We start from the raw sequence: 24,809 nt of genomic DNA, 5'->3' as shown, positions 1-24,809 counted from the left end.
ATGAGCACTTCAGCGTCGAAGAGTGGGACGATGCGAGCTGCCGACACCGATCGCATCCAGGTCGCGCAGCTGCTCACTGACGCCGCGGCACAGGGCCGTCTCCCGATGACGGAGTACGAAGACCGGCTGGACAGGGCCTATCGCGCCCAGACCTATGCCGACTTGGCGCAGCTCAGCGCCGATTTGCCAGGATCGGGGACTCGCGGCATCGGAACTTGCCGGCCGGCGCCTTCGACGACGCTGCTGGCGATTCTGAGCGGGTTCGAGCGCCGTGGCCGCTGGAATGTGCCAAAGAAGTTGACGACGTTCGCACTGTTCGGCGGTGGTGTCGTCGATCTGCGTTACGCCGATTTCACCGCACCCGACGTGGAGATTCGCAGCTATTCGATCTTCGGTGGGCAGACCATCCTGGTGCCGCCCGAGGTGAATGTCGATCTTGATGGTCTCGGCGTGATGGGCGCTTTTGACCGGAGTGTGAAAGGCCAGGGCTGTCCCGGCGGGCCGCGGGTCCACATTCGCGGTTTCTCGCTGTGGGGCAGTGTCGGGGTGAAGCGCAAGAGTCGTCGCAGCGATCGCCAGTAGTAACGCCGCATCAACCGATTTCGTGACGCGGACGTCAAAATTCCGGACTCCGACGGTTAATTTCTACGGTGTGCGGGCCCGTTAGCGCTGACACGCCCGATGTCGATGTCACCTCCCGCTCCCCACGTCTCCGAAATGCCAAGGCAGCCGCGGTCACCGCCGCAGTGATGGCGACCTCCGCCGCGCGGGCGGCAGGACCGGTGGCGCCGGTATCCGACGGGAGGCTAAGGCACGCAGGCTATCCCGATCTTGGATGACATTCTCGACGGCCTCGCCAGAATCGGGTTGGAACTGCACGTTGGCGGTCTCGCTGGAACCAACACCTACGTCACCTACGACTCCGGGAATCTTCCACTGCTGGAACCGTTTCAGGTGGCGCCCGGCCTCCGCCGTCAAGCACGCCGTGGACAACGCGTAGGCGATTCTCGACCTGTCACTCCGTCGTATCGGCGGGCGCAGCGTCGTCGTCACCCGCAGGCGAAGGCCCCCGCAGTTTCTTGGTCAGCGTCCTGGCGCGCTCGATCGCGGATTTCACGAGGCCTGCCACCGGTCGCTTCGTCGTGCCGGCGCTGGCATGCCGTGCCTTCGGTGAGAAGTCGAGGCTCTGACGCACCAGAGGCCGCGCCCGGTGCGCAGGCGCGGCACCGTCCTCACGAAGCATCGTCGCGCCCTGTTCGAGCCCGGCGGTGAAGTCGTCGACGAACCGTCTTGTCTCCTTTCGGCTCGGCAATAACCGTGCCGGCGTGTACTTCTCCGGTTTCACCAACGGATCATTGTCGGGGTACCCGTAGTCGACGACGGCCCGCAGCGCAGGCGTCGCCGCATCCGCCAGTCGGTTACCCGGCTCGCCGAACACGCGTAGCGGCGCCACCAACGGCAGGCGCTGCGATTCGTAACTGACATAGGTGGTGTCGTCGACCTTCTTGACCCGGGCGACCTGATCGCCGGTGAGTGTGAACGTCACGGTGTCTCCGGCGTCGAGCGAGCTTTGGCATGCGGCGTCGCATAGATCCGGGCGCACCTCGCCGGTCGCGTCCACCGGGAAATCGAGGCTCTCCTGGTTGAGCCGACGTTCGAAGTAGGCCATCAACGAGTTGGCCATCGCGGGCGCATTCCACAGGTAAGCCGGAATGTTGGAGTTGATGTCGTACTCGTACACCACATTCACCACCGGCACGCCAGGATCGGTCGGCGTCGGTATCGGATTCACCCCGATCACCGCGAACCCGGGCAGCCGGGTGCCGAACCCGCCATTGGGGCTCGCGACGTTGTTGTCGAGCACATACAGCGTCGGATTGCTCAGCACCGGATCATGTGTCGCCTTGAGCTGACTGAGCAGCAGGCTGGCGTTGGCCGCACCCCATCCCGAGGACAGCACCACGTTGTCGTCGTCATCGCGGTTGTCGGCAATGGCCCGGTAGATCCCGGCCGGCCCGGTGAGGAAGTTGGCCACGACCGTCGGGTCCTGCTGATAATGGCCACCGTAGAAATCCGAGACCCCGTCACCGCCCGGATTCGTCGAGCTCGCCCCGATGATCAGCGCCGCCAGCTGGACCGGGGCCACCTGCGGCGTCACGCCCAACGCGGCGACGGTCGCCACCGCGGCACCGCACACCACAAGTTGTCGGCAGTTCGTCATCCACGCGCCTTTCACCAGGATGAGCAGAAGCTACCGGACCAGGACCAGCGGGGACGCAGAACGGCGGCCGCGAGAGCAGCGCAATGGTCGCTCGCAGCGTCGCGGGCCAGCCATTGCGCTGTTCTCGGGGGAAGCGGCGGTGCTGGGCCGAACGCAGGGCCCACTTGACGGTCTGAGCGACTACCACCACACTGTCATTGATCAATTGTCGACAACTACACAATTCGACTGATTCGCAGCGCGACAGAAAGTGGGCACCAATGGGGACACTGTTGTCAGGAAAGACCGTCATCATCACGGGCGCCGGGCGGGGCATCGGGCTGGCCACCGCACGGCACCTACACGACGAGGGCGCACAGGTGGTCGCCACGGTGCGCGCGCACGAACACCTCGCACAACTCAAGGTGGACGATGACCGCCTCATCGGGCGGGTCGTCGACGTCACCGATGAGAATCAGGTCAAAGAGCTCATCACGTTCACGGTCGACACATTCGGCAAGCTCGACGGCATCGTCAACAACGCCGGTGTCCTGATTCCAGGGACCATCCTGGACGCGTCGGTCGAGGATTACCAGAAGACGTTCGATGTCAATGTCAAAGGCGTGTTCCTGGGCTCCAAGTACGCCATCCCGGAGCTCCTCAAGGCGGGCGGCGGTTCGATCGTGAACTTCGGCTCTATCAATTCCATCGGTGCGGAGAAATTGCTGACGACTTATACCGCCAGCAAAGGCGCGGTGCTGACGCTGACGAAGGCCATCGCGCTGGACTTCGGCGCCCAAGGCATCCGGGCGAACACCGTGTGCCCCGGCTTCGTCGACACCCCGCTGAACGTGCCGCACTACGAAGCACTCGGCGGCCGAGAGGCATTGGAGGCGGGGCTTCCCGACTTTCAACCGATCGGCCGCGCCATCGAGCCGATCGAGATCGCGCACTCCGTGGCGTTCCTGCTGTCGGATCACTCGACGGCCATCACCGGAACCGCGTTCGTCGTCGACGGCGGTGTGCTTGCGGGCGCCTGAGCGCCGTAGGCGCTGCGCAACGTCGAAATCACCATCGGAGCGACTACTGTCGACAATTAGGCAAGATGGCTGGTAGGAGTATCTGATGGCGGAAGCCCCACAGGACGGCATGGTGTCAGCGCTCGGCGCCAACGGCCGAAACGCCGTGTCGCTGGGACGGATAACCCAACGGACGACACCGAGTTCAGTCGCACATGTGCTGCGTACCGCCATCCTGGACGGCACGCTGCAACCGGGGAGCCAGCTTCGTGAAACCCATCTCGCGACAGACCTGGGCGTCAGCCGTGCGCCGTTGCGCGAGGCACTGGGCATCCTCGCCGAAGAGGGACTGATCGAGAAGATTCCCTACCGCGGTGCGTTCGTGGCCGAGGTGAGTGCCGAGGGCATGGCCGAAATCGCCAGTCTCCGCAAGCGTCTCGAACCGTATGCGATCGAGTTGGCGTTGCCTCGCCTGAGCGGATCCGCTCGGGTGAAGGTGACTCGCGCACTGGAGGACATGTCGATCGGGGCGGACAACAACGACCCGGCGGCCACGATCGACGCACACATGAGCTTCCACCGCGCGTTCTACGAATTATCCGGTCACAAACTGCTTCTGGAGTTGTGGCGAAGCTGGGAAGCCCAACTGCAACTGTTCTTCTCGGCCGATCATCAGGTGTTCGCGAATCTGCATGACGTGGTCACCGAGCACGAACGGCTGTTGCAGATCGCCGACACCGGCGATCTCGAGGCCATCTCCGCCGAGATCGACCGTCACGTCCATGGAGGCCGGCCGCAAGCCGAGATTGCCGCGGCTACCGCCAGGGAGGCGTGACCCCGGTCGACTGTCGAGGTCGGCAGAAAGTGATTGCGGTCACGCCCCGATCCGCGTAGATTGTCGACAGTAGTACAAATAATGGGTTCCCGGCGGTCCTCAGCCGCTCCGGCCCAGTCGGGCCGTATCCCGAAATCACGAGGTCACACATGGCGATCACTCGCGCCTCGAGGCCGGAGGCGTTGACGACCGGCGCGGGCCCGAACGTCCACGAGCAACGAGGGAGATCCCGCATTGCCCACATCAACACTTGATGCCGTCGTCATCGGAGGCGGCGTCGCAGGCATGTCCGCCGCCTGGTTGCTGCGGCACCGAAATATCGTGCTGCTGGAGGAATCTGACCGCTTGGGCGGCCGGATCAGATCCGAACCGCGGGGCGATTACTGGTTGAACCTGGGGGCGCATCTCTTTCCTGGGCCGGGCTCTACCGTCCATCGCATGGTCGAGGACCTTGGCCTGGAAACCGTCGAGATACCCGGCTCCAAGACCGGCATGTACTTCGACGGGCGGGTGCGCGTGCATGACCGCATCGAGGCCTATCCCCTGCTGTTGCCGTTGTCGATTCGGGAACGCTTCGCGTTGGCCACGGTAGGGCTACGCCTGCTGGCCCTGGTCAAGAAGTGGCAGCGGGTCGCGATTCCCCGCCGCGGAGAATCCGAACAGGCCCGCCGGCTTCGCCTGGCACAGGCCGAATCTCAGCGCTCTTTCCGCGATGTCCTGGGACGGCCCTGCGGTCGCATCAACGAACTGTTCGAAACTGCCGCCCGGCGGTCGAGTTGTGAGATTCACGAACAGAGTGCGGCAGTGGGCGCAATGCTGTTCGCCTCCCACTGGAGCGGGAAGAACGACAGCACCGCACTGAACCTCCTGGGCGGCTCGGGCAAGCTACCCGAGGCCGTGCATGCGCAGTTGAGGGACAAGGTCCGCCTGGGAACCCGTGTCCTCGAGGTCCGCGACGTCCCGGACGGGGTCGAAGTCCGGTATGAAGACAGCTCCGGAGAGCACCGCGTGCCGGCCCGGCACGCTGTCGTGGCAGCGCCCGCAACCGCGGCCCGCCAGATCATTCGCGGACTCCCCCAGGATGTCGATCAAGCGCTCGCCGCGGTTCGTTACGGCCAGTTCGTTGTGCTCGGCATCATCACCAAGGAACACGATCCGATGCCCTGGGACGACGTCTACGCCCTCACGACTCCAGGGCTGGCGTTCTCGATGTTCTTCAATCACGCGAACCCATTGCGTAACGGTGCCAGACGTATTCACGGCGGCAGCCTGATGTGTTACGCCGGCGGAGATACCGCCCGCGCAGCCATGTCGTGGACTGACGAGCAGATCGAGAACGAGTTCACCCGCGACCTGCTACGGGTATACCCGCAACTCGAGGGACTCATCGAAGAAACCGTCGTGCAGCGATGGACCACCGGCAGTCAATACCGGCCGCCAGGCAGGGAGTCGTTCTCGGCCCTGGACCGCTACGCCGAACAACCGGACACAACCATCCATCTGGCCGGCGACTACTACACCCCATTGGGTCAGATCGAGACTGCGGCACGCTCAGGGGCGGCCGCGGGCCGTCGCGTCCTGCAGGCCCTGGACACCGACGGTGTGGACCACCCGGCGGCATCGATTCCAGGTATCGGCGGAACGGGGCTTCTGCCGCAGCACACCGACGATTAGCTTTTCGATATCTGCACTGGAAAGTCATGTGACACAAAAGAAAGCGACGGTCGTGATGATCCGTGCGATTCTTCAACTCCATGCTGCACCAGGGCAGCGGGACCAGCTGCTCGCCCATTACGAACGGAACGAGGTGCTGGACGCCAGTAGCAGCTGGCAGTGGACGAGCGGAGAAGTCGGGTTGGACCTGACCGATGACCACACGGTCGTCGTGACCTCGACCTGGCCATCGGTCCAGAACTACCACGGGTGGCTTGCGTCGACGGCCCGGCGGGACGTCCTGACGGCGATGCAGCCATTGCTCGATCCGCACCGACCGGCCGTCACACAAGTGCTGCAGCTGGCCCAAACCCGCCAGGCGGGTGTTCGATGAGTTCGGCGGTGGAGCCGCCCACCCCACGCGAGGTCGCGCCACAGCGGGCCGAAACGGCGGACGTCCGGCGTGCGGTCGTGGCCGCGAGCATCGGAAACTTCGTCGAGTGGTTCGATTTCGGTTTCTACGGATACCTCGCCGCGACCCTGTCGGTGGTGTTCTTCCCCAGCGACAATCCGACGACCGGGCTGCTCGCCACCTTCGCCGTATTCGGTGCGGCGTTCGTCATGCGGCCCCTCGGCGCAATCTACTTCGGGTCCGTCGGCGACCGCATCGGTAGGAACCGCGTGCTCGCGGTGACGGTCCTGGCGATGTCCGCGGCCACATTCGCAGTCGGGCTCCTGCCGACGTACAGCGCGATCGGGATGTGGGCACCACTGTTGTTGTTGGCCCTGCGCATGATCCAGGGGTTCGCCGCCGGAGGCGAGCCCGGTGGAGCCGCGACGTTCCTTGCCGAATACTCACCCGCGCACCGGCGCGGCTTCACCGTCAGCTTCTGGCACTTCTCGAGCTTCGCCGCGCTCATCTGTTCGGCAGGACTGACGCTGTGCCTGTTCGCTGCGACCACCGATGCCCAGATGCAGACCTGGGGTTGGCGCATTCCGTTCCTCATCGCCCTGCCCGCAGGGGTGATCGGCCTGTATCTGCGGCTGCGGATCGACGACACACCGGAATTCCGCCGGCTGGAGCGTGCTGGCAAATCGGCGAAAGCCCCGCTACGCGAAGGCGTCTCCAAAGACCTGCGCCCGATGCTGCAGACCTTCTTTCTTGCGGCCCTGCAGCAGTTCGGCTTCTACACCGTGTTCGTCTATATCGCGATCTACGTCGTCGCGGAGGCCGATCAGTCCAGTGGCGCAGGATCGTTCGTGACGATCGTCGCGGTCACGGTTGCCATGGCAATCGTGAGCCCGGCCGGTGCGCTGTCCGACAAGGTGGGCCGCAAGCCGGTGCTGGCGGGTTCGTGCATCGCCATGGCGGCGCTGGCCTGGCCGATGCTCACGCTGCTGACCCATTCAAGCCTCGCCATCGCCGTCCTGGCCGCGGCCGTGCTGGCGGTGCCACTGGCGATGTTCATGGGCGCCGCGGGCGCCACCTTGCCCGAGATGTTTCCCTCAGCGCGGCGATACTCCGGAATGTCACTGTCTTTCGGCCTGGCCTCCGCGGCGTTCGGGGGTACCGCGCCGTATCTCGCGACCTGGATGATCGCGCAGACGTCGAATCCGTTGGCGCCGGCCTACCTTCTCGCCGGGGCGGCCGTGATCTCGTTCATCGCGACTCTCAGCCTGCGCGAGACGGCCGGGCTCGACCTCTCCACGATCGGGTCGGTGGACCGGTGACCAAGACCGCCTACCGCGCCGCACAATTGTATGACGGGCTCGGATCCCCGCCGCTGTCTCGGGCCACCGTCCTGGTGGAGGACGGGATCATCACCGACGTCGGAACAGATGTCGCGGTCAGTGCGGACTGCGACGACGTCGACCTGGGCGACGTCACCGTGCTGCCGGGCCTCGTCGACGCGCACGTCCACCTCGTGTGGGGTGCCGAGGCGGTTCCGCACCAACCGGTCGAGCTCGACGGCCACCGTCGCACCCTGTTACGAATGGCAAGGCGCGCCGCACAAACCCTTGCCCACGGCGTCACCACGGTTCGCGATCTCGGCTCCACCGACTCGCTCGCGATCGACCTGGCCGAAGCCATCGACGCGGGTGACGTTCCCGGGCCACGCGTCATTGCGGCGGGCAGGGCCATCGCCATCACCGGCGGTCATGCCTGGCAGATCACCGCCGAAGCCGATGGCGCCGACCGCATCCGCGCGGCGGTGCGAACCGAGATCAAGCGGGGTGCCTCGGTGATCAAGCTGATGGCATCGGGCGGCGTGTACGACACCCGCGCAGGGTTGAACCAGCCTCAGCTGACCGCCATTGAGATGGAAGCCGCGGTCGAGGCAGCGCACAACGCGGGACTGAAGGTGGCGGCACACGCCTACACGCCAGGACCGATCCAGTCCGCCGTGGCCGCCGGGGTCGATTCGATCGAACACGGCAGCTTTCTGGACAAAGCGACCGCGGATCTGATGGCCACGCGTGGAACATATTTCGTGCCCACTGCGATGGCCGCCGAGCTGATCGTGCGCAACGCCGAAACGATCGGAACGCCGCTGCACATGCGGGACAAGGCACTCAAGGTCCGCGACGCGGTGCGCCACGCGATCGCCACCGCACTGCACACGGGCGTCCCGATCGCTGCCGGAACCGATGCCGGCGGCGCGGGCATCAAGCACGGGACCCTCTACGAGGAGGCAGCGATCCTTGCCGACTGTGGTGCCACGGTGACCGACGTCGTCCGCATCTGCACCTCGGCCGGCGCAGCACTGTGCGGGCTTTCCGATCAGATCGGGGCGATCCGTCCCGGGATGCGCGCCGACCTGCTGGCGGTACGCGGCGACCTGGCAACCGATGTCCGGCGGCTGCGGGAGGTGGCGTTGGTGCTCAAGGATGGACGTCCGTGCACTGAGTAAACGCCGACGCCCGGCGTACGGATCATGAGACCATGGGCCGTGCAGCCGCACAATATCGATCTGAACCTGCTGAGGCCGCTGAGCGTGTTGCTCAGGCTGTGCAACGTCACCCGCGCGGCCGAGGAGCTCAATCTTTCCCAGTCCGCGACGAGTGATGCTCTGCGCCGCCTGCGGCGGGCACTGGACGATCCACTGCTGGTCCCGCACGGGCGCAATCTGGTCCGCACCCCGTACGCGGAGTCGATTGTGGGATTGGTCAACGACATTCTCCGCATGTCCGAACAACTCAGCATCAATCGTCCGCTGTTCGACCCGGGCACCGCGGATCGCACCTTCACGCTGATGGCCGGTGACTATGTCCTGCATACGATCGGTGGCCCCCTGCTGAAGCACACCTCAGAATCCGCACCGGGAGTGCGGATCGAAATGAGGGACCTGGTCGACGATTTCGCCGATACCGTGCGACGCGATGAGGTGGACGTCCTGATCACCTCGGCGACCCTGGCTCAACATCTGGAAGACCTGCCGCGCCGCTTCGTGTTCAGCGACACCATGGTGTGTTGTGGCTGGTCACACAGCGCAGCGTTTCAGGGGGCGGCCGCCGGTCCGACACTGGCCGCGGAGACCTTCACCAAGCTGGGGTACGTCCAGTACGGGCCTGGGGATCTGGTGGCCCTGGCCGATCGGACACTGCGCGCGGCAGGGCTGGACCCACGTGTACAGGCGCGGGTGGAAAGCCAGCTACTCGTGCCACGTCTGCTCCGCGGTACCGACCTGATCGCGCTGGTACCGCGGCGCCTCGCCGAGACCATGGCAGCCGACAACGAACTCGCCTTCGTCGGACCGCCGGTGCCGATCCCGCGCATCGAACACTTCGCCGCCTGGCATCCCAGGCACGACGCTGACCCGGCACATGCCTGGTTTCTCGACTTACTGTGCACATTGCCGGGTTTGGACGGGGAAGAGGTCCTCGACTAGGGCTGCGGCCAGGTGTCGGAAAGCGTGTAGCCGGTCGGGAACGGATCGGCCGGATCGAGGCCGACCTGACTGATTTCGGTGATGAACGCCTGCCCGCTGATGCGTGGAATGACGGCGTCATAGGGCCCGACGGAGGCCATCCGGTCGATACGGCTGTCGAACCTCGAACCGATCACCGATTCGTGAACGAAGCGCTCCCCCACCCCGATGAGGCCTTTCGCATTGAGCACCGCCAGCCGGGCCGAGGTGCCGGTCCCGCATGGCGAGCGATCGAGCCGGCCGGGCGAGACAACCACCGCGTTCCGTGACGTCAGGGCACCCTCTGTGCGCCGGAGTGGGCCGACGAACTCGGTCTGGGTGATGCCGGCGAACTCCGGGTTCTCCGGGTGAACGACGGGAATCTGCTCGGCGGCAGCGGCTTTGACCCGTTCACCGAGATCACACAGGTCGCGGGCTTCATCAGGTGTCAGGCGCAGCCCCAGTTCCTCTGCCGACGCGAGCACATAGGCCATACCGCCCCAGGCCACATCAACGGTCAGAGTGGAGTGTCCCTCGAGCTCCAGCGGCACACTCAGGCGGTAGACGAAGGCCGGCTGGTTCTCGAACTCGACACTGGTGACCTTGCCGTTCTCGCACTGACACCGGATCCGGATGAGCCCGGCAGGCGCCTCCAGCACGATCTCGGTGACCGGTTCGACCATGCGGATCATGCCGGTCTCCAGCAGCGCCGTGGTCACGCAGATCGTGTTGGAACCGGACATGGCCGGATACTCGGTGGCTTCGGCGATCACATAGCCCAGCCGCGCCTGTGGATCTGAAGCCGGCACAATGTAATTCACACAGTGGGTGACGGCGCCCCGCGGTTCGTGCAGCAGCAGTTTGCGTAGGTCGTCGTCGTGATCTCGGAAGAACTTCATCTTCTCGAACACCGTCGCCCCCGGGACATCGCCGATGCCACCGGTGACCACATTGTTGACCTCACCGCCGACATGACACTTGACCACATTGACCATCCGGCTCCAGCGCATTGCGTCCTCCCGTGCTGTTGTCCCGGCTGCCTCGGATCGGCGTCGCCAGGGCCACGGTTGCAGCCATGGCCCTGGCGACTTTCCCTCATCCGATGAGGTTATGAGTAGTTCAGCCCCGTTTCGGCGACCAGCTTGCGCAGTTCGTCGAGTTTCTGCGGCTCCAGCTCACTGTAGGGGGCACGAGGCTTGCCGAGATCGACACCGACGGCCTGGGCGACAGCCTTGGTGGAGACTGCATAGCCTTCCTTGCCGAGGAAGTCGAACACATTCCACAGCCGGCGGAAGATCTCCAGCGCCTCCGCGGACTTACCCGCCTTGGCCAGCTCGAAGATGGCCACGCATTCTTTGGGCGCGAAATTCGGTGCACCCCAGATCGATCCCGCGGCGCCGGCCGAGAAGGCAGGCAACACGATGGTGTCCCATCCGACGAAGGTGTCGATCGCATCGCCGAGATTGAAGACCAGGTCGAATGCCTGCTCGATCGAACCTGAGGTGTCCTTGATGTATTTCACGGCATCCGTGCGCTCCAGGAGCTCGCGGTAGAACGGGCGATCAAGATTCATGCCCGTCACGCCGGGCAGGTTGTAGGCGATCAGCGGGATTCCCGCTGCGTCACCGATAGTCGCGAAGTACTCGATCACCTCTCGGCGTGTCGGCGCTTCGTAGAACGGCTGAACCACCAGCACCGCGTCGGCGCCCGCTGCCGCCGCGTGCTTGGACAGTTCGACCGCCTCGGCGGTGCGCGTCGAACCGGTCTGCGGCGCAACGGGAACCCGACCCGCAGCCTGTTCGATGACGATCTCGTTCACCCGCTTGCGTTCGTCAACGGTCAGTGCCGCGAATTCACCCGTGCTGCCACCGGGCACCAGACCGTGCAGACCGTTGTCGATCAGGAAATCGACATGCCTGCGTAGGCACGCCTCGTCGACCTCGCCGTCCGCGCCGAACGGGGTGGATACAGCGGCAAGGATGCCCCCGAGCTTCTTCGTCATTCTTGTTCCTTTGCAGTGGGATTGAGACGGCGACTGGTAATCGCGAATGGTCCGAGCTAACCGCTCACCGTCACTATAACTAGATTGCACATTGTCGACAAGCGCACAATAAATAACATCAGAACCGCACCGCTTCGACGAACTTCGCCAGCTCCTGGTTCTCGTCCTGCTTGAATGCGCTTGCGGGACAACCGTCATAGGCGATCTGGCCCTGGTCGAAGAACATCAGCCGATCTGCCGCCTTGGCCGCAAACGCCATATCATGGGTCACCAGCGCAACGCTGATGCCGTCGTCCCGCTTGAGCCGCGTCAGCACACTGAGCACCTCGGCGGCGACGGGAGGGTCGAGCGCCGACGTGATCTCGTCGCACAACAACAGTCGCGGGTGCATCATCAAGGCACGGGCGATCGCCACCCGCTGCCGCTGGCCGCCTGACAGTTGATGCGGCTTGGCGGTGATGAATCCACTCATGCCGACTTCGTCGAGCGCTTCCTCCGCGCGCGCCCGCAGCTTCTTCGCGCTTTCCTTGTGCACGATCTTCGGCGCGAACGTCAGATTGGCCAGCACGTTCATGTGGGGCCACAGCGTATAGGACTGGAAGATCATGCCGATGGTCGATTGCGCCTGTGCCCACGCCTCGGTGTGTTCACCGTCTTCGAACACGCGCTGCCCGTCAAAATCGATGGCACCCGAATCTGCCTGAGTCAGACCGGCAATGACCCGCAACAGCGTGCTCTTGCCGGAGCCGCTACGGCCGATGATCGCGGTGATCTCACCCGCATGGAAGTCAAGGCTGACGTTGTCGAGAACCTTGGCCGCACCGAACTCTTTGCAGAGCTCGCGCACGCTGATCAGTGCATCGGGCTGCGAGGCGTCCTGGCTGTCGACGCCGTCGCCGACCGCCGTTGTCGTCGAATTGTTCATGCGATCACCGGTTGCTTCGTGTGTTTCGGGCTTGCCGGCGCGAGGTCCTGGCGTTGTCTGCGCCGTTCCAGATGACTCACGAGCAAGGACAGCGGGAAGGCGACCACGAAGTAGACAACCGCTGCGCCCGTGAGGATCTCCAGAGACCGATAGGTCTGCGCGGCCGCGGTGTTGGCGGCGAACATCAGGTCGACCACGCCGATCACCGATACCAGGGCGGTGTCCTTGAACCCGTTGATGGCGATCGTCAGCAGCGCAGGCAGCTGTTGGCGCAGCGTTTGGGGCACGATGATCGACACCACCTGGTGATACCGGTCGACTTGCAGAACCTTGGCGGCCTCGAGCTGCTCGGCGGGCACGGACTGGAATCCGGCCCGGTAGACCTCTGCCACTTGGGCGGTGAGATTTGCACTGATGGCGATGACGGCCGCGACGAAGCCCGAGAGACGGATATCCAGCAATATGGGCAACGCGTAGAACATCCAGAACAGTTGAATCAGAACCGGTGTGCACCGGAACAACTCGATGTAGCCCTGCGCAATCCATCGGATCAGGTCGAACTCCGCCATCCGCGCCAATGCGACAGGTACCGCCGCGACCGCACTGATCACGATGACCAGCAGGGTGATCGCCAGACTTGTCTTCAATCCTTCCAACAGATTTGGAAGGACATCCCAGATCACGCCCCAGTCGGTTTTGTTCATGCCGCTATCCCACCCTCAGCGTTCCGAGGTTCGCGACGTCGATGTAGCCGACCTTGTCGAAGGCGCGGTCACGTTCGCCGGAAGCGATCGCCTCGCGAATCGCGACATTGAGCATCTGCAGCGAGTGTGCGTCGATGTCGGCCGCCACTCCATAGGAAACGGGTGCCACCCAGATAGGGGTATCGGGCACGACGATTGCCAGTGCGGGATCCGAGCGGACCTGCCCCAATGCCGTGCCGTAATCGGTGAATTGCGCCGGCGCGCGGTCGGCCTTGACCGCCTGGATCGCATTCGTCCACGAGTCGACGCTGAGGGTCTGGAAACCGGCGGCCTTGACGGCGGCCTCGTGCGCGGAGCCCTGTGAGGACGCGACCGGCTTGCCGGTAGCCATGATCGCGGCTGTGCTGTTGAGGCCACCGTCGCGCTTCACCACCCACACGCCGTTGTCCTCATAGAAGGGGTCGGTGTACATGATCGTCATCGATCGCTCGCCGGTGATGTCCAGCCCGGCGGCCATGTCGTACTTGTCGGCCTGCAGACCCGCGACGATGGTGCTCCACGAGGCAGGCACCGGGGTGAACTTGACGCCAAGGTTCTTGGCAAGGGACTGCAACGGCAGTAGCACCGGACCCGTCCAGGTGCCGTTGTTCTCGACGACCATCGGCGCAAACGGCGCGACGCCGACGCGCAGTTCTCCGCGTTGCTTGACCGCGTCGGCCCACCCGCCCTGTGCGGCCGCCGCGGCGGTGCTGCCTGCGCCCATCTTGCCGCCGAGCACCCCGGCCAGTACGGCCACGACGACCAGGGCCACGATTCCCAGGGACTGCTTCGTCGACTTCTTCACTAATTGCTCCTTCGGTGAAGCCCCTGCAATGATTGTTACATTGTCGACTGTTATACAAGTGTCTCAGGTCACCGTCAAGGGCCAGTGTGATGAGAGCCACGCAGCTACGGCGTCGGGCGGCCCCGAGAGCAGCGCAATGGTCGCTCGCAGCGCGGCGGGCCAGCCATTGCGCTGTTCTCGGGGGAAGCGGCAGGAACTAACCCAGGCCCGCGAGCCGAATCAGCACGGCGAAACCGTCGTCGGTGCCGGGCCAGTGCGCCCGCACGGCGTCGAGGCCGGCGCGCCGCACGACGCTGCGCAGCACCGCGATGACGATGATGACGTCGTCGGCATAGCCGAGCACCGGGATGAAGTCGGGAATCAGGTCGATCGGCAGTGCCAGATACGCCAGCAGCAGCGCCAGCCGTATGCGCACCCCGCGGGGCAGGGATCGGTCGGCGGCCAGCCTGCGGATCAGCCGCAGTACGTCGGGCAGGATGCGCAGCGCCTCTCGCAGCAACGGGCCCCGCGGCCGCAGCACGATCAGCGCGGTGACCAACGCCACCCAGGCCACCACCAACGCGATGGCCAGGCCGATCAGCAGGTCCCACCAGAACGAGCCGGTCACGGGCTCGTCAGCACTCCGCTGACAATCCGGGCATCGGTGAACGCGGCGAACATCTCATCACCCGGTAGTTCAAAACCATTGGCGGCGTATGCCTCTTCGAGTGACTGCGACGACACGTCCCACCCGCGGCCGGCCAGGTAGTCCATGACGGGGCTGCGCCGGCCGTGGTAGACGAGCTCGGACAGCTCCCCATCGAACCCGAACCGTCGGAAGCCATCCGTCACCCCCCGCGACCGGTCCTGCGCGAGCGCCGAGGCATCGGGCAGGTACTCGGTGCCCAACTGGCTGCCCGTTGCGCTGAGTCGGGTGATGTTGTCGAACAATTGGTCCTGGGCGGCGGGCGGCAGGTAGATCAGCAATCCTTCAGCGATCCACGCCGTCGGGGTGCCGCGATCCAATCCGTTGTCGGTCAACGCCTGTGGCCAGTCATCGCGCAGATCGATGGCCAGCGGCCGATGTTCGGCGATGGGTGTCGCGCCCAATCCGGCGAGCGTCCTGGTTTTGAACTCGATCACCGCGGGCTGATCGATCTCGTACACGACCATTCCGGCCGGCCATGCCAGGCGGTAGGCGCGGGTGTCCAGGCCGGAGGCCAGGATCACTGCCTGACGCACCCCCGCGGCAGCCGCATCGGTGAACACGCCGTCGTAGAACCTGGTGCGCACCGCCATGGCCTCGGCGAGCTGCTTCCTGTTGAGCGCAGTGCCGCCCGCGGCGTCCTCACCGTCGAGCATCGTCGCCGCGAAATTACCTCCCACCGCGCGCACCAGAGGCTCGGCATACGGGTCCTCGATCAGCGGATCCGGTCCGCGTGACGCAATGGCGCGCTGTGCGGCCACCACCGTCGCGGTCGCGCCCACGCTCGACGCCAGATCCCAACTGTCGTCATCGGTTCGGCTCATCATGGCCTCCTTGCCGGTAGGTGAGTGTCCGGAACTGCTCGGCCACCTGTGCGTAGAGGATGGCGACCTTCTCGGCCGCAGCCTCGATGTGTTTGCGGGCCGGTGGCCGGGTTGGTTCGAAAGCCCGCTGCAACGTGCCGGCCAGCTGATCGGCCTTCTCCTCCATGCTCAGGTCGAGTTCGTCGGGCAGGAGCGGATCGGCCGCGAAGAATCCGAAGACGGTCGCGGTGAGTGGATAGTGCACCTCGGCCGGGCGCAACTCGTCGCGCAGCAGGCCGTGTTCGTGAACGATCTCCAGATAGTCGCGCCAGCCAACGAAATTGGCGCCTTCCATCGCCTTCTGGGAGCGGTCGGTGGCCAAGGCGTCCACCGTCTCGACATCTTGGGTATAGATGGCACGCAGCACCGGACGGCCCATCGCCTCCACGAAGATCCGACGCATCAGCAGGCTCGGCATCACCACCGGCGGGTCGGCCCGCAGGGCTTCGATGACCGCGTCGACCATCCTGGCGGTTTCGCGCGATCCGACCGCGCCGAGCATCTGCTCACGGGTACGCCAGTGCAGGTAGACCGTTCCCTTGCCGACCCCGGCCCGCCTGGCGACCTCGTCGATCCGGATCCGCCGATAGCCCCAGCGCAACAACAGATCCGACGCCGTATCGAGGATCCGGTCCGCCCGCACCCGTTGCGTGTCCGGCATCGTGCACCTCCCGTCGACTTCCCAGTGTTGACCAAAATACGGTTTTGGTCAAACGTTGTTTGATATCGATTGCTTAGAAACGGAGCGCACAATCGAAGGAGGACCAGTTTCAATGTGAGGGGAGCGGAACCAATGGTCAGAACACACACGGTTGTCGCGGGAGAAACGCTGTGGGCGTTATCTTTGCGGTTCTACGGCGAAGCGGAACTGTACCGACTGATAGCTACCGCCAGTGGCATCAACAACCCCGACACCATCGATGTCGGGCAACGACTGATCTTCCCCGGCTTCACCAGACACACCGTTGCCAGTGGGGACACCCTGTCGGAACTTGCGTCACGCTTTTACGGCGACACCAACCTCTCCCGACTGATCGCCGCTGCCAACGGGATCGCCGATCCCAACCGCATCCAGAGCGGGCAACGGTTGATCATCCCCGACATCACGCGACATACGGTTGCCGCCGGCGACACACTGCCGGACCTCGCGTCACGCTTCTACGGCGACGCCGCACTTGCCCCACTGATCGCCAGCGCCAACGGCATCACCAGCCCGAGCGCCGGGCAGGTAGTGGTCGTCTTCGCCGGCCGCACAGACGGCTTCGGGCTTCATATCGTCGAACGCAACGAGAACGACCCGCGGCTGTGGTACTACCGGTTCCAGACCGACGCGATCGGCTGGAACCCCGGCGTCAACGTCCTGCTTCCCGACGACTACCGCACCAGCGGGCAGACCTACCCCGTGCTCTACATGCTCCACGGCGGTGCGGCGGACTTCCGCCAGTTCGACTTTCTGGGCATCCGCAGTTGGACCGCGGGAAAGCCGATCATCGTCGTGATGCCCGACGGCGGGCAGGCGGGCTGGTACTCCAACCCGGTGGGCTCGTTCGTCGGCCCACGGAACTGGGAGACGTTCCACATCGCCCAGTTGATCCCGTGGATCGACGCCAATTTCCGAACCTACGCCGAGTACGACGGCCGTGCGGTCGGCGGATTCTCGATGGGTGGGTTCGGTGCGCTCAAGTATGCGGCGAAGTATTACGGCCACTTCGCCTCGGCGAGCGCGCATTCCGGTCCGGCAAGTCTGCGCCGCGACGGCGGCCTCGTCGTGCACTGGGCCAACTTGAGCTCGGCTGTCGTGGAGCTGGGCGGCGCCACGGTCTACGGCGTGCCGTGGGATGAGGCCAGGGTCAGCGCTGACAACCCGGTCGAGCGGATCGACAGCTACCGCAACAAGCGGATCTTCCTCGTCGCAGGCACCAGTCCGGACCCGGTCAACTGGTTCGACAGCGTGCAGGAGACCCAGGTGCTTGCCGGGCAGCGGGAATTCGGGGAAAAGCTCACCGAGGCAGGCATCCCGCATGAACGGCACGAGGTTCCCGGCGGCCACATCTTCCGGCCTGACCAGTTCGCCATCGACCTCGACGGCATCATCGCCCGGTTGCGGCCGGCGGCGTAGCCAACCTGCCGCCGAGATCATCGCAATGGTCGATCCCAGCGCCGAGGATCGACCATTGCGTCACTTTCCAGGAGGTCGCCAACCGCGTGCGAGCAGCGCGCTGCGGGCCTGGCGGACGATGTCCTCGCGACCGTCCTCTTTGATGACATGGATGACGTGCCAGCCGAGCCGCTGCAAGGTCCGGTTCACCCGCACATCGAGGACATACTGACGACGGTTGGTGAGGTGTTGTTCGCCGTCGTATTCCGCGCCGACCTGAAAGTCCTCCCAGCACATGTCGATCCGGCGGACGTAGTAGCCGCCTTCGTCGTAGATTACGAATTGTGTGGTGGGGCGCGGTAACCCGCCGTCGATGAACAGCAACCGCAGCCAGGTCTCCTTCGGTGACTCGGCGCCGCCGTCGACAAGAGATAGCGCAACGCGTAGCCGTCGCAATCCACGGACCCCGGGGTGACGCTTGGCGATGAGCAGCACGTCTTCGATCGGGTACGGGCAGGCGCTCATCAACGCGTCAAGGCGGGCGACAGCCTTGTTGCGTGGGAGATGACGGCCAAGGTCGAACGCAGTGCGTGCCGGGGTGGCGACCCGGATGCCTGCGATGGTGGTGACCTCGTCGGCGTGCACAGTCTCCCTGCGGACGATCAGGCCCGGCTGGCGTCGAGCCATCGTGATGAGTTCGACGGGGGCGTCGTCGCCGACCCACTTCGCGCCGTGCATCGCCGACGCCGCGACTCCGGTCACGACCGCATCGGGCGAGGCCAGTGAGGCGCCGACAATGCGGTCGCGTAGCGATGCGGCATGGTGCCGCGGGACATACACCCCGCGATACATGGGCCGGTAGTGGCTGCGCAGGTGCGCTCTGGTGAGGTGGCCCGCGGCTACGGCGTCACTGCCGAGGAAGGGAATCTGCACACTGTCTTGGACGCAGCGCGCGGTCGTTTGGCTCCCTTCTCCGCGAGATCAGCGTTTTGGCGGCCGGAACTGCCGCAAAGCCGCCATTGCGCTGATCTGGGCGCAGAAGAGCTACCTACGCCGCGACCGCAGATAGTCCCCGACCACCGCGGCGCCCAGCCCGTCAAGATCAGGCTCCACCACACGGCCGGCCACCCGCCGGGCCACCTGGTCGATGAACCTCGCGAGTCCGGGGTCAGAACCCAGCCGGAAAATCGTCACCTGTGCGCCCAGGCGTGCAACCTCGTCGAAACCCCGCACGGTGTGGGCGATGGTGCGCGGGTGTGGTGGGTAATCGAAGAACACCGAAGATCCCTCGCCATCCCGGAAATCTTCGAGATGGGCCGTCGGCTCCCCGTCGGTCACCACGAGCACCACGGGTTGCGCGTTGGGATGACGTCGCAGATGTCGGGACGCCAGCGCCAGGGCGTGGTGCAGATTGGTGCCCTGCTCGTAGACGCCTTCCAGTGCGGTCAGCTCGGCCGCCGACACTGTGCGGGCATAGCGCCCAAAGGCGATGATCTCCAGGTCATCTGAGCGGAACCGGGTGCTGATGAGATGGTTCAGGGCCAACGCGGTGCGCTTCATCGGCAGCCACCGGTTCTCCATCACCATCGAGAACGAGGTGTCGACCAGCAGGGCCACCGCGGACTGGGTGCGGGTCTCGGTTTCGGAGATCTCGACGTCCTCGACTGCCAACCGGATCGGTCGCTCTACCACTCCCGTACCGGCCTGGCGCAGCACCGCATTGGTCACGGTACGGGTGACGTTCCACGGCTCGGTGTCGCCGAATGCCCAGGGTCGCGTCGCGCCGGTCAACTCGCCGGCGGCACCGGCACGCCGGGTGTCGCGTTCCCCGTGTCTCCCGGAAAGCTGTTGGGCCACATCGCGCAGCGCGGTCTGACCGAGTTGACGCATCGCCTTGGGCGACAGCCGCCACTGCCCGTCCGAACCCCGGTCCAGGAAGCCCTGGTTGACCAGGGCGCGTTCCAGCTCGGCGAGGGTGCGGGCGTCGACGGCGGCCTCGTCGCCGAGCTGACGGGCCAAAGCCTCGAGATCGACATCGTCCATGGACGCGCCGGCGTAACTCTGCGACAGCGCGTCGGCCAGCTGCTCCAGCTCGCCGATGTCGGCGAGCGCCTGGGCGCCCTCCCCCATGCCCATCGGATTGTCACCGGAGAACCGCTGCGAGCCGTTCCAATCCTCACCGGGCCGCGCCGCCTGCAGGTGCGCGTCCAGCCGGTTCAGTGCGTTCATCAGCGACGGCGAGCCGAAGGCCTGCTGCGCCAATGCATCCAGCTCGGCGCGCTGCTGCTCGGACAATGAGTTGCGGAACCGCTGCGCGGCGGCGGCCCGCTGGGCCAGCGAGTCCAGCAGCTCGTCGATGTTCTGCGGGTTCTCGGGAAAGAACTCGCCGTGCTTGTTCATGAACTCTTGAAAGTCGGTTGAGGTGTCTTCACCGCGAGAGTGCTTGTCCAGCAGATCATTGAGGTCGTCGAGCATGTCGTTGACCCGTTGGCGGTCCTCGTCGGTGGCGTTCTCCAACGCGTCCTTCATCCCGGCGAAGCGCTGATCGAGCATTTCACGGCCGAGCAGATCCTTGATCTGGTCGTACTTCTCGCGGGCCTCGGGTGACCGCCATGAGTATTCCGAGAGCTCCTGGACCGCCTTGGCCGGTGACGGGGATAGCGCATCCAGTTGCAGCTCACCGAACCGGGCATCGTCGTCCAACGCCCGCGCCAGTTCCTTGCGCTCGGCCAGCACGGCCTCGTCGAGCAGCTTCTTGATCTCCTGCAGGGTGCCGTCGAGGTTGTTGTTCTGCAACAACTCCCGACGGCGCCGGTTCGCCTCGGCGGCCAGCCGGTCGGTGCCCCGCATATCGCGCGTGCCACGCCGCAACAACTCCGACAGGGCGCGCCGCGGGGAACTGCCCTCCATCACGTTCTGGCCGATCTGCTCCAGTGCGTCGCGCAGATCGACCGGCGGTGCCAGCGGGTCCGGCCCGCCGGTGTACCGCGAATACCGCGAGGTATGGCCGTGGCTAGGCATATTTGTCGCACTCCTCAACGCAGCTCGTCCCTCGCTGCTTGATCGTCGCGCTCCTAGCCATAGACGGTTTCGCCCTCCCCCGAAACCTTGTCGATGCGTTTGGCCAGATACAGCGCTTCCAGGGCCAACTCGACCGCGGCGGCACGTTCACCGTCGGACTGGGCGCCCAGCCGGGTCGCGAGCGCGTCGATCACCGGCAGGTCGGGCAGCGCCGCCAACACGTCCTTGGCCGACACCCGCTCACCGGTGGTCACCGGCGAGCCCTCCTCGACCGCCAGCACCAACGGGCCGACGTCGATACCGCCGAGCAGCCGCTGCGCGGTGTCCGCGGTCGCGCGGCGCAACAGATGCTCCAGCACGGCCTGCTCGCGGCCTTCCTCGCCGGTCTCGAACTCCAACTTGCCGCGCAGCACGTCGATCACCGTGGACAGGTCGACCACCCGCGCGACCGGATCGTCCTCACCGAGGATCGCCGACCGGTGCCGGGCCGAGGCCGCGACGGTCTCGGCGGCCGCGATCGCGAACCGCGCCGATACGCCTGAGCGCTGGTCGATCGAATTGGACTCACGCAGATTGCGGGCGAACCGGGCCAGCACCGTCAGCAGATATTCCGGGACCTCCGCGGACAGGTGGGCCTCCTGGCGGATCACGCCGATCTCCGCCTCGATCTCCAGCGGGTAGTGGGTGCGGATCTCGGCGCCGAACCGGTCCTTGAGCGGGGTGATGATCCGGCCGCGGTTGGTGTAATCCTCGGGATTCGCGCTGGCGACGACCAGGACGTCCAGCGGCAGCCGCAACGTGTAGCCACGCACCTGGATGTCGCGCTCCTCCATCACGTTGAGCATCGACACCTGGATGCGCTCGGCCAGGTCGGGCAGCTCGTTGACGGCCACGATGCCGCGATGCGCACGTGGGATCAGCCCGTAGGCGATCGTTTCCGGGTCCCCGAGGCTGCGACCCTCCGCCACCTTGATCGGGTCGATGTCGCCCACGAGATCGGCCACGCTGGTGTCGGGGGTGGCCAGCTTCTCGGCATAACGTTCGCTGCGGTGGCGCCACGCGACCGGCAGGTCGTCCCCGGAGTCCGCGGCACGCCGGATCGACTCCGGTGTGATCGGGGTGAAGGGATGCTCGTTGAGCTCGGAACCGTCGATCACCGGCGTCCACTCGTCGAGCAGGCCGGTCAGTGCGCGCAGCAGCCTGGTCTTGCCCTGCCCGCGCTCACCCAGCAGCACGATGTCGTGCCCGGCGATCAAGGCCCGCTCCAGCTGCGGGATCACCGTGTCCTGGAAGCCCAGGATGCCTGGCCACACATCGCGGCGCTCCGCCAGCGCAGACAGCAGGTTCTCCCGGATCTCGGCTCTGATGCCCCGTTCACGATGCCCAGAAGCACGCAGCTCGCCGACCGTGCGGGGAAGGTCCTTGGGTTGACTCACCACTCCACGCTACGACTGTGTGCGCCGGTAAGCATCGCCACCTTCCTGACTCGCGGTTCGGCATAGGCCTACAAAGTCGTGGCGACCGGGCCACGACCGGTAGTCTGCGCCCATGCCGTTGGCTAGCGGTCAGGTCTTCGCGGGGTTCACCATCGTCCGGTTGGTGGGCACCGGTGGCATGGGCGAGGTGTACCTGGCGTCCCATCCGCGGCTGCCGCGTGAGGACGCCCTCAAAGTGCTGCCCATCACCGTCAGCGCGGACGACGAATTCCGGCAACGGTTCATCCGCGAGGCCGATATGGCGGCCACGTTGTGGCATCCCCACATCGTCGGGGTGCACGACCGCGGCGAGTTCGAGGACCGGCTGTGGATCTCGATGGATTACGTCGACGGCCACGACGCGGCACGGCTGCTGCACGACGCGTACCCGTCCGGTATGCCCGCCGACGATGTGACCGAGATCATCACCGCGGTCGGCGACGCCCTCGACTATGCCCACCAGCGCAAGTTGCTGCACCGCGACGTCAAACCCGCCAACATCCTGCTGACCAGCAAACAGGGTGCAAAGCGGCGAATCATGCTGACCGACTTCGGCATCGCACGTCGCGCCGATGAGGTGAACGGGCTGACGTCGACCAACATCACGGTCGGTTCGATGTCCTACACCGCGCCCGAGCAGCTGATGGGCCAGCCGATCGACGGCCGTGCCGACCAGTACTCGCTGGCCGCCACCGCCTACCGATTGTTCACCGGCGCACCGCCCTTCGCGCACAGCAATCCGGCCGTGGTGATCAGCCACCACCTGAATTCGCCGCCACCCAAGCTCGCTGCCACCAAACCCGAACTGGCCGCGTTCGATTCGGTGATGGCAAAGGCGCTGGCCAAGGATCCGAAGGACCGCTACGACACCTGCCACGACTTCGCCGTGGCCCTGACCGAGGCGGGCGCCGAACCGGCCGAGACCGCGCGACTGGTGCTGCCGTCACGGCCGCCCGCTCCGGCCGGCCCTCCCCCGCCGAGCGCCGCGCCGACGCCAACACCCACGCCGACACCCGTGCCGTCCCCGCCACCGATCCCGATGTCGCCGTCGGACCCGCGGCGATCGGAGCCGCCGTCACTGTTCGGTCCGTCGTGGACGCCGAACGAGCCACCGCCGCGCGGTCAACCGGGCATGAATCAGCCGCCACCGCCGCCCAACTACGGACCGCCGCCGCTGCCGTATTCACGGCCGCCGCGGAAGTCGAAAAAACCGCGCCGCAAGATGATCGTGGCGGCGGCCGCCATCGGTGCGGTCATCCTGCTCGTCGGCGGTATCACGCTGGCGGTGACCTCGGGTGGCGATGAGTCCTCGACCGCGGGCGACGCCACCACGACCACGACGGAGTCCGAAACCAGCACCACCGAGACGACGGCGACGAGCGCGGCTCAGCCGGCCGGGCACTCGTACACGATCGCCGACTACATCCGCGAGAACAAGCTCGTCGAAACACCGATCCACCGCGGCGATGCCGGCGCACCGGTGTTCACGATGCCGACCCCGCCCGGCTGGGCCGACGCGGGCCCGCGCACCCCGGCCTGGGCGTACTCTGCGATCGTCAACGACACCATCACCCCGACCGATCCGCCGTCGGTCATCTCACTGATCTCCAGGCTCGTCGGTGACGTCGACGCCAACAAGCTGCTCGATCTGGCCCCCAACGAGTTGCAGAACCTCGCCGAGTACGAGTCGGTCAGCGGGCCGACCCGGGGCACCCTCGGCGGATTCCCCGCCGTCTCGCTGGCCGGGTTTTACGTCAAAGAGGGCAAGCGCCGCGCGATCACCCAGACCACCGCGGCGGTGGAGAGCCCGGGCGGATTCTTCGTCCTGCAGATCAACGCCGACTCGCTGTCCCGCGATATGAACGCGCTGACCGACGTCAACAAGGTCATCACCCGCGAGGCCACCATCACCCCGTAGCGGCGATCAGGACTTCGACGGCGGCAGCATCTGGAAGCCGTTGAGGATCGTGTCGGAGTCACGCTTGTAGGTCGGGTTGTCCGGATCGGTGGTCTGCACCGTCACGGCCACGGCATATGTGGTGTCATCGGTGTGCATCACCGCGAACAGCACCATGGCCGGGTGCGGCGCCACCGTTCCCATCACCGGCATCTCGTAGTGCATGACCTTGGCGGGCAGGCCGCACAGCGTGTGTTCGGTGACCTCCACACCCGTCACGCCCAACTGGGACTCCAACGAGGCGCGCTGGCTGTCGAACACCACGTCGGGGTCCTCTTCGCCCGGCGCGCTCTCCAGTGTCACCACCGCCGTCGGCGCGAAGTTGTCGACGGCCAGGCTCCGGTTGGCCATCGCGAACCGGATCAGGTTCGAATCCATCATCGTGGAGCGTTCCCAGCCATCGGGCTGTGGAATCTTCAGCACCGGGTCGCCGTCGTCGACGGCCGGAACCGTGGTCAGCTCCGCGTCGACGGTGCTGCACTCCGACGCGCCGGAACCCGCGGCCTCCAACAGGTCTGGGCCTGCCACCGCGCGGGCATCGTCGGCGTAGCGCGTGCACGACGCCAACAGCACCATCGCCGCGGCCAGGGCCGCCGTCCTCAACGCAGTCTTCATGTCTA

The 24,809-nt window shown here is 65.7% G+C and carries 23 protein-coding genes; 10 read left to right on the top strand and 13 right to left on the bottom strand.

Going from position 1 to position 24,809, the window contains the following annotated elements:
• A complete protein-coding gene (locus M1247_RS28920; protein ID WP_317159997.1) occupies window positions 1–582 on the top strand; it encodes a DUF1707 SHOCT-like domain-containing protein in 582 nt (193 codons plus the stop codon).
• A 433-nt stretch (window positions 583–1,015) separates the two neighbouring features.
• Here the strand turns inward: M1247_RS28920 and M1247_RS28915 are convergent, their stop codons facing one another.
• Entirely contained in the window at window positions 1,016–2,221 is a 1,206-nt protein-coding gene (locus M1247_RS28915) for a PE-PPE domain-containing protein (protein ID WP_317159850.1), read from the bottom strand.
• A 197-nt stretch (window positions 2,222–2,418) separates the two neighbouring features.
• On the opposite strand from M1247_RS28915, the gene M1247_RS28910 reads away from it, so the two are divergent.
• The 7 genes from M1247_RS28910 (at window position 2,419) to M1247_RS28880 (ending at window position 9,597) form a co-directional block, all read left to right on the top strand.
• Window positions 2,419–3,240 carry an SDR family NAD(P)-dependent oxidoreductase gene (locus M1247_RS28910; RefSeq protein ID WP_410506962.1) on the top strand — a complete coding sequence of 274 codons (822 nt, stop codon included), beginning with the start codon at window positions 2,419–2,421 and terminating at the stop codon, window positions 3,238–3,240.
• A gap of 85 nt (window positions 3,241–3,325) precedes the next feature.
• Window positions 3,326–4,054 carry a GntR family transcriptional regulator gene (locus M1247_RS28905; protein ID WP_317159848.1) on the top strand — a complete coding sequence of 243 codons (729 nt, stop codon included), beginning with the start codon at window positions 3,326–3,328 and terminating at the stop codon, window positions 4,052–4,054.
• Window positions 4,055–4,288: 234 nt separating this feature from the next.
• Window positions 4,289–5,728 carry a flavin monoamine oxidase family protein gene (locus M1247_RS28900; RefSeq protein ID WP_317159847.1) on the top strand — a complete coding sequence of 480 codons (1,440 nt, stop codon included), beginning with the start codon at window positions 4,289–4,291 and terminating at the stop codon, window positions 5,726–5,728.
• Between the two features lie 28 nt (window positions 5,729–5,756).
• Window positions 5,757–6,101, top strand: a complete 345-nt coding sequence (locus tag M1247_RS28895) for an antibiotic biosynthesis monooxygenase family protein (protein ID WP_317159846.1) — start codon at window positions 5,757–5,759, stop codon at window positions 6,099–6,101.
• The gene (locus tag M1247_RS28890) at window positions 6,098–7,438 is read left to right on the top strand and encodes an MFS transporter (protein ID WP_317159845.1); all 1,341 of its coding nucleotides are present in this window, start codon (window positions 6,098–6,100) and stop codon (window positions 7,436–7,438) included. Before M1247_RS28895 ends, M1247_RS28890 begins: the two co-directional genes overlap by 4 nt.
• Window positions 7,435–8,619 (top strand): metal-dependent hydrolase family protein, encoded by a 1,185-nt coding sequence (locus tag M1247_RS28885; protein ID WP_317159844.1) that lies wholly within the window; start codon window positions 7,435–7,437, stop codon window positions 8,617–8,619. The genes M1247_RS28890 and M1247_RS28885 overlap by 4 nt, the downstream gene beginning before the upstream one ends.
• Window positions 8,620–8,643: 24 nt before the next feature.
• Window positions 8,644–9,597, top strand: a complete 954-nt coding sequence (locus M1247_RS28880; protein ID WP_317159843.1) for a LysR substrate-binding domain-containing protein — start codon at window positions 8,644–8,646, stop codon at window positions 9,595–9,597.
• Here M1247_RS28880 and M1247_RS28875 read toward each other — a convergent pair.
• From M1247_RS28875 to M1247_RS28840, 8 genes are all read right to left on the bottom strand, one after another.
• On the bottom strand, window positions 9,594–10,625 hold the full coding sequence (locus M1247_RS28875) for a proline racemase family protein (protein WP_317159842.1): 1,032 nt from the start codon (window positions 10,623–10,625) through the stop codon (window positions 9,594–9,596). The genes M1247_RS28880 and M1247_RS28875 overlap by 4 nt on opposite strands.
• Window positions 10,626–10,723: 98 nt before the next feature.
• Window positions 10,724–11,617, bottom strand: a complete 894-nt coding sequence (locus M1247_RS28870; protein WP_317159841.1) for a dihydrodipicolinate synthase family protein — start codon at window positions 11,615–11,617, stop codon at window positions 10,724–10,726.
• Between the two features lie 118 nt (window positions 11,618–11,735).
• Complete coding sequence (locus M1247_RS28865; RefSeq protein ID WP_317159840.1) at window positions 11,736–12,542, bottom strand: amino acid ABC transporter ATP-binding protein; 807 nt, start codon at window positions 12,540–12,542, stop codon at window positions 11,736–11,738.
• Window positions 12,539–13,246, bottom strand: a complete 708-nt coding sequence (locus tag M1247_RS28860) for an amino acid ABC transporter permease (protein WP_317159839.1) — start codon at window positions 13,244–13,246, stop codon at window positions 12,539–12,541. Before M1247_RS28860 ends, M1247_RS28865 begins: the two co-directional genes overlap by 4 nt.
• A gap of 4 nt (window positions 13,247–13,250) precedes the next feature.
• Window positions 13,251–14,090 (bottom strand): substrate-binding periplasmic protein, encoded by an 840-nt coding sequence (locus M1247_RS28855; RefSeq protein ID WP_317159838.1) that lies wholly within the window; start codon window positions 14,088–14,090, stop codon window positions 13,251–13,253.
• Window positions 14,091–14,286: 196 nt separating this feature from the next.
• Entirely contained in the window at window positions 14,287–14,697 is a 411-nt protein-coding gene (locus tag M1247_RS28850) for a YkvA family protein (protein ID WP_317159837.1), read from the bottom strand.
• Window positions 14,694–15,599: a class I SAM-dependent methyltransferase gene (locus M1247_RS28845; RefSeq protein ID WP_317159836.1), complete on the bottom strand. Its 906-nt coding sequence runs from the start codon at window positions 15,597–15,599 to the stop codon at window positions 14,694–14,696. The genes M1247_RS28850 and M1247_RS28845 overlap by 4 nt, the downstream gene beginning before the upstream one ends.
• Window positions 15,583–16,299, bottom strand: coding sequence for a TetR/AcrR family transcriptional regulator (locus M1247_RS28840; protein WP_317159835.1), 717 nt, complete (start codon window positions 16,297–16,299; stop codon window positions 15,583–15,585). The genes M1247_RS28845 and M1247_RS28840 overlap by 17 nt, the downstream gene beginning before the upstream one ends.
• A gap of 132 nt (window positions 16,300–16,431) precedes the next feature.
• Between M1247_RS28840 and M1247_RS28835 the strand changes: the two genes are divergently transcribed.
• Window positions 16,432–17,757: an alpha/beta hydrolase-fold protein gene (locus M1247_RS28835; protein ID WP_317159834.1), complete on the top strand. Its 1,326-nt coding sequence runs from the start codon at window positions 16,432–16,434 to the stop codon at window positions 17,755–17,757.
• Between the two features lie 60 nt (window positions 17,758–17,817).
• Here the strand turns inward: M1247_RS28835 and M1247_RS28830 are convergent, their stop codons facing one another.
• The 3 genes from M1247_RS28830 to M1247_RS28820 all read right to left on the bottom strand — a co-directional run bounded on the left by M1247_RS28830 (window position 17,818) and on the right by M1247_RS28820 (window position 22,193).
• Window positions 17,818–18,669: a type IV toxin-antitoxin system AbiEi family antitoxin gene (locus M1247_RS28830; RefSeq protein WP_317159833.1), complete on the bottom strand. Its 852-nt coding sequence runs from the start codon at window positions 18,667–18,669 to the stop codon at window positions 17,818–17,820.
• Between the two features lie 111 nt (window positions 18,670–18,780).
• The gene (locus tag M1247_RS28825) at window positions 18,781–20,757 is read right to left on the bottom strand and encodes a vWA domain-containing protein (protein WP_317159832.1); all 1,977 of its coding nucleotides are present in this window, start codon (window positions 20,755–20,757) and stop codon (window positions 18,781–18,783) included.
• Window positions 20,758–20,810: 53 nt separating this feature from the next.
• On the bottom strand, window positions 20,811–22,193 hold the full coding sequence (locus M1247_RS28820) for a sigma 54-interacting transcriptional regulator (RefSeq protein ID WP_317159831.1): 1,383 nt from the start codon (window positions 22,191–22,193) through the stop codon (window positions 20,811–20,813).
• Between the two features lie 112 nt (window positions 22,194–22,305).
• Between M1247_RS28820 and M1247_RS28815 the strand changes: the two genes are divergently transcribed.
• Window positions 22,306–24,150, top strand: a complete 1,845-nt coding sequence (locus M1247_RS28815; protein ID WP_317159830.1) for an LpqN/LpqT family lipoprotein — start codon at window positions 22,306–22,308, stop codon at window positions 24,148–24,150.
• A gap of 6 nt (window positions 24,151–24,156) precedes the next feature.
• Here the strand turns inward: M1247_RS28815 and M1247_RS28810 are convergent, their stop codons facing one another.
• Window positions 24,157–24,804 carry an LpqN/LpqT family lipoprotein gene (locus M1247_RS28810; RefSeq protein WP_317159829.1) on the bottom strand — a complete coding sequence of 216 codons (648 nt, stop codon included), beginning with the start codon at window positions 24,802–24,804 and terminating at the stop codon, window positions 24,157–24,159.
• Window positions 24,805–24,809: the final 5 nt, after the last annotated feature.

The sequence above is a fragment of the Mycobacterium appelbergii genome (assembly GCF_032883035.1).
Classification (GTDB): Bacteria; Actinomycetota; Actinomycetes; order Mycobacteriales; family Mycobacteriaceae; genus Mycobacterium; species Mycobacterium appelbergii.
This window is presented reverse-complemented; position numbering and strand designations above follow the sequence as displayed.

Excerpts from the sequence above, each read along its gene's own strand:
- M1247_RS28920 (WP_317159997.1), top strand. The coding sequence starts at position 1 with ATGAGCACTTCAGCGTCGAAGAGTGGGACGATGCGAGCTGCCGACACC.
- M1247_RS28915 (WP_317159850.1), bottom strand. The coding sequence starts at position 2,221 with ATGACGAACTGCCGACAACTTGTGGTGTGCGGTGCCGCGGTGGCGACC.
- M1247_RS28905 (WP_317159848.1), top strand. The coding sequence starts at position 3,326 with ATGGCGGAAGCCCCACAGGACGGCATGGTGTCAGCGCTCGGCGCCAAC.
- M1247_RS28890 (WP_317159845.1), top strand. The coding sequence starts at position 6,098 with ATGAGTTCGGCGGTGGAGCCGCCCACCCCACGCGAGGTCGCGCCACAG.
- M1247_RS28880 (WP_317159843.1), top strand. The coding sequence starts at position 8,644 with ATGAGACCATGGGCCGTGCAGCCGCACAATATCGATCTGAACCTGCTG.
- M1247_RS28875 (WP_317159842.1), bottom strand. The coding sequence starts at position 10,625 with ATGCGCTGGAGCCGGATGGTCAATGTGGTCAAGTGTCATGTCGGCGGT.
- M1247_RS28870 (WP_317159841.1), bottom strand. The coding sequence starts at position 11,617 with ATGACGAAGAAGCTCGGGGGCATCCTTGCCGCTGTATCCACCCCGTTC.
- M1247_RS28865 (WP_317159840.1), bottom strand. The coding sequence starts at position 12,542 with ATGAACAATTCGACGACAACGGCGGTCGGCGACGGCGTCGACAGCCAG.
- M1247_RS28860 (WP_317159839.1), bottom strand. The coding sequence starts at position 13,246 with ATGAACAAAACCGACTGGGGCGTGATCTGGGATGTCCTTCCAAATCTG.
- M1247_RS28845 (WP_317159836.1), bottom strand. The coding sequence starts at position 15,599 with ATGAGCCGAACCGATGACGACAGTTGGGATCTGGCGTCGAGCGTGGGC.
- M1247_RS28840 (WP_317159835.1), bottom strand. The coding sequence starts at position 16,299 with ATGCCGGACACGCAACGGGTGCGGGCGGACCGGATCCTCGATACGGCG.
- M1247_RS28835 (WP_317159834.1), top strand. The coding sequence starts at position 16,432 with ATGGTCAGAACACACACGGTTGTCGCGGGAGAAACGCTGTGGGCGTTA.
- M1247_RS28825 (WP_317159832.1), bottom strand. The coding sequence starts at position 20,757 with ATGCCTAGCCACGGCCATACCTCGCGGTATTCGCGGTACACCGGCGGG.
- M1247_RS28815 (WP_317159830.1), top strand. The coding sequence starts at position 22,306 with ATGCCGTTGGCTAGCGGTCAGGTCTTCGCGGGGTTCACCATCGTCCGG.
- M1247_RS28810 (WP_317159829.1), bottom strand. The coding sequence starts at position 24,804 with ATGAAGACTGCGTTGAGGACGGCGGCCCTGGCCGCGGCGATGGTGCTG.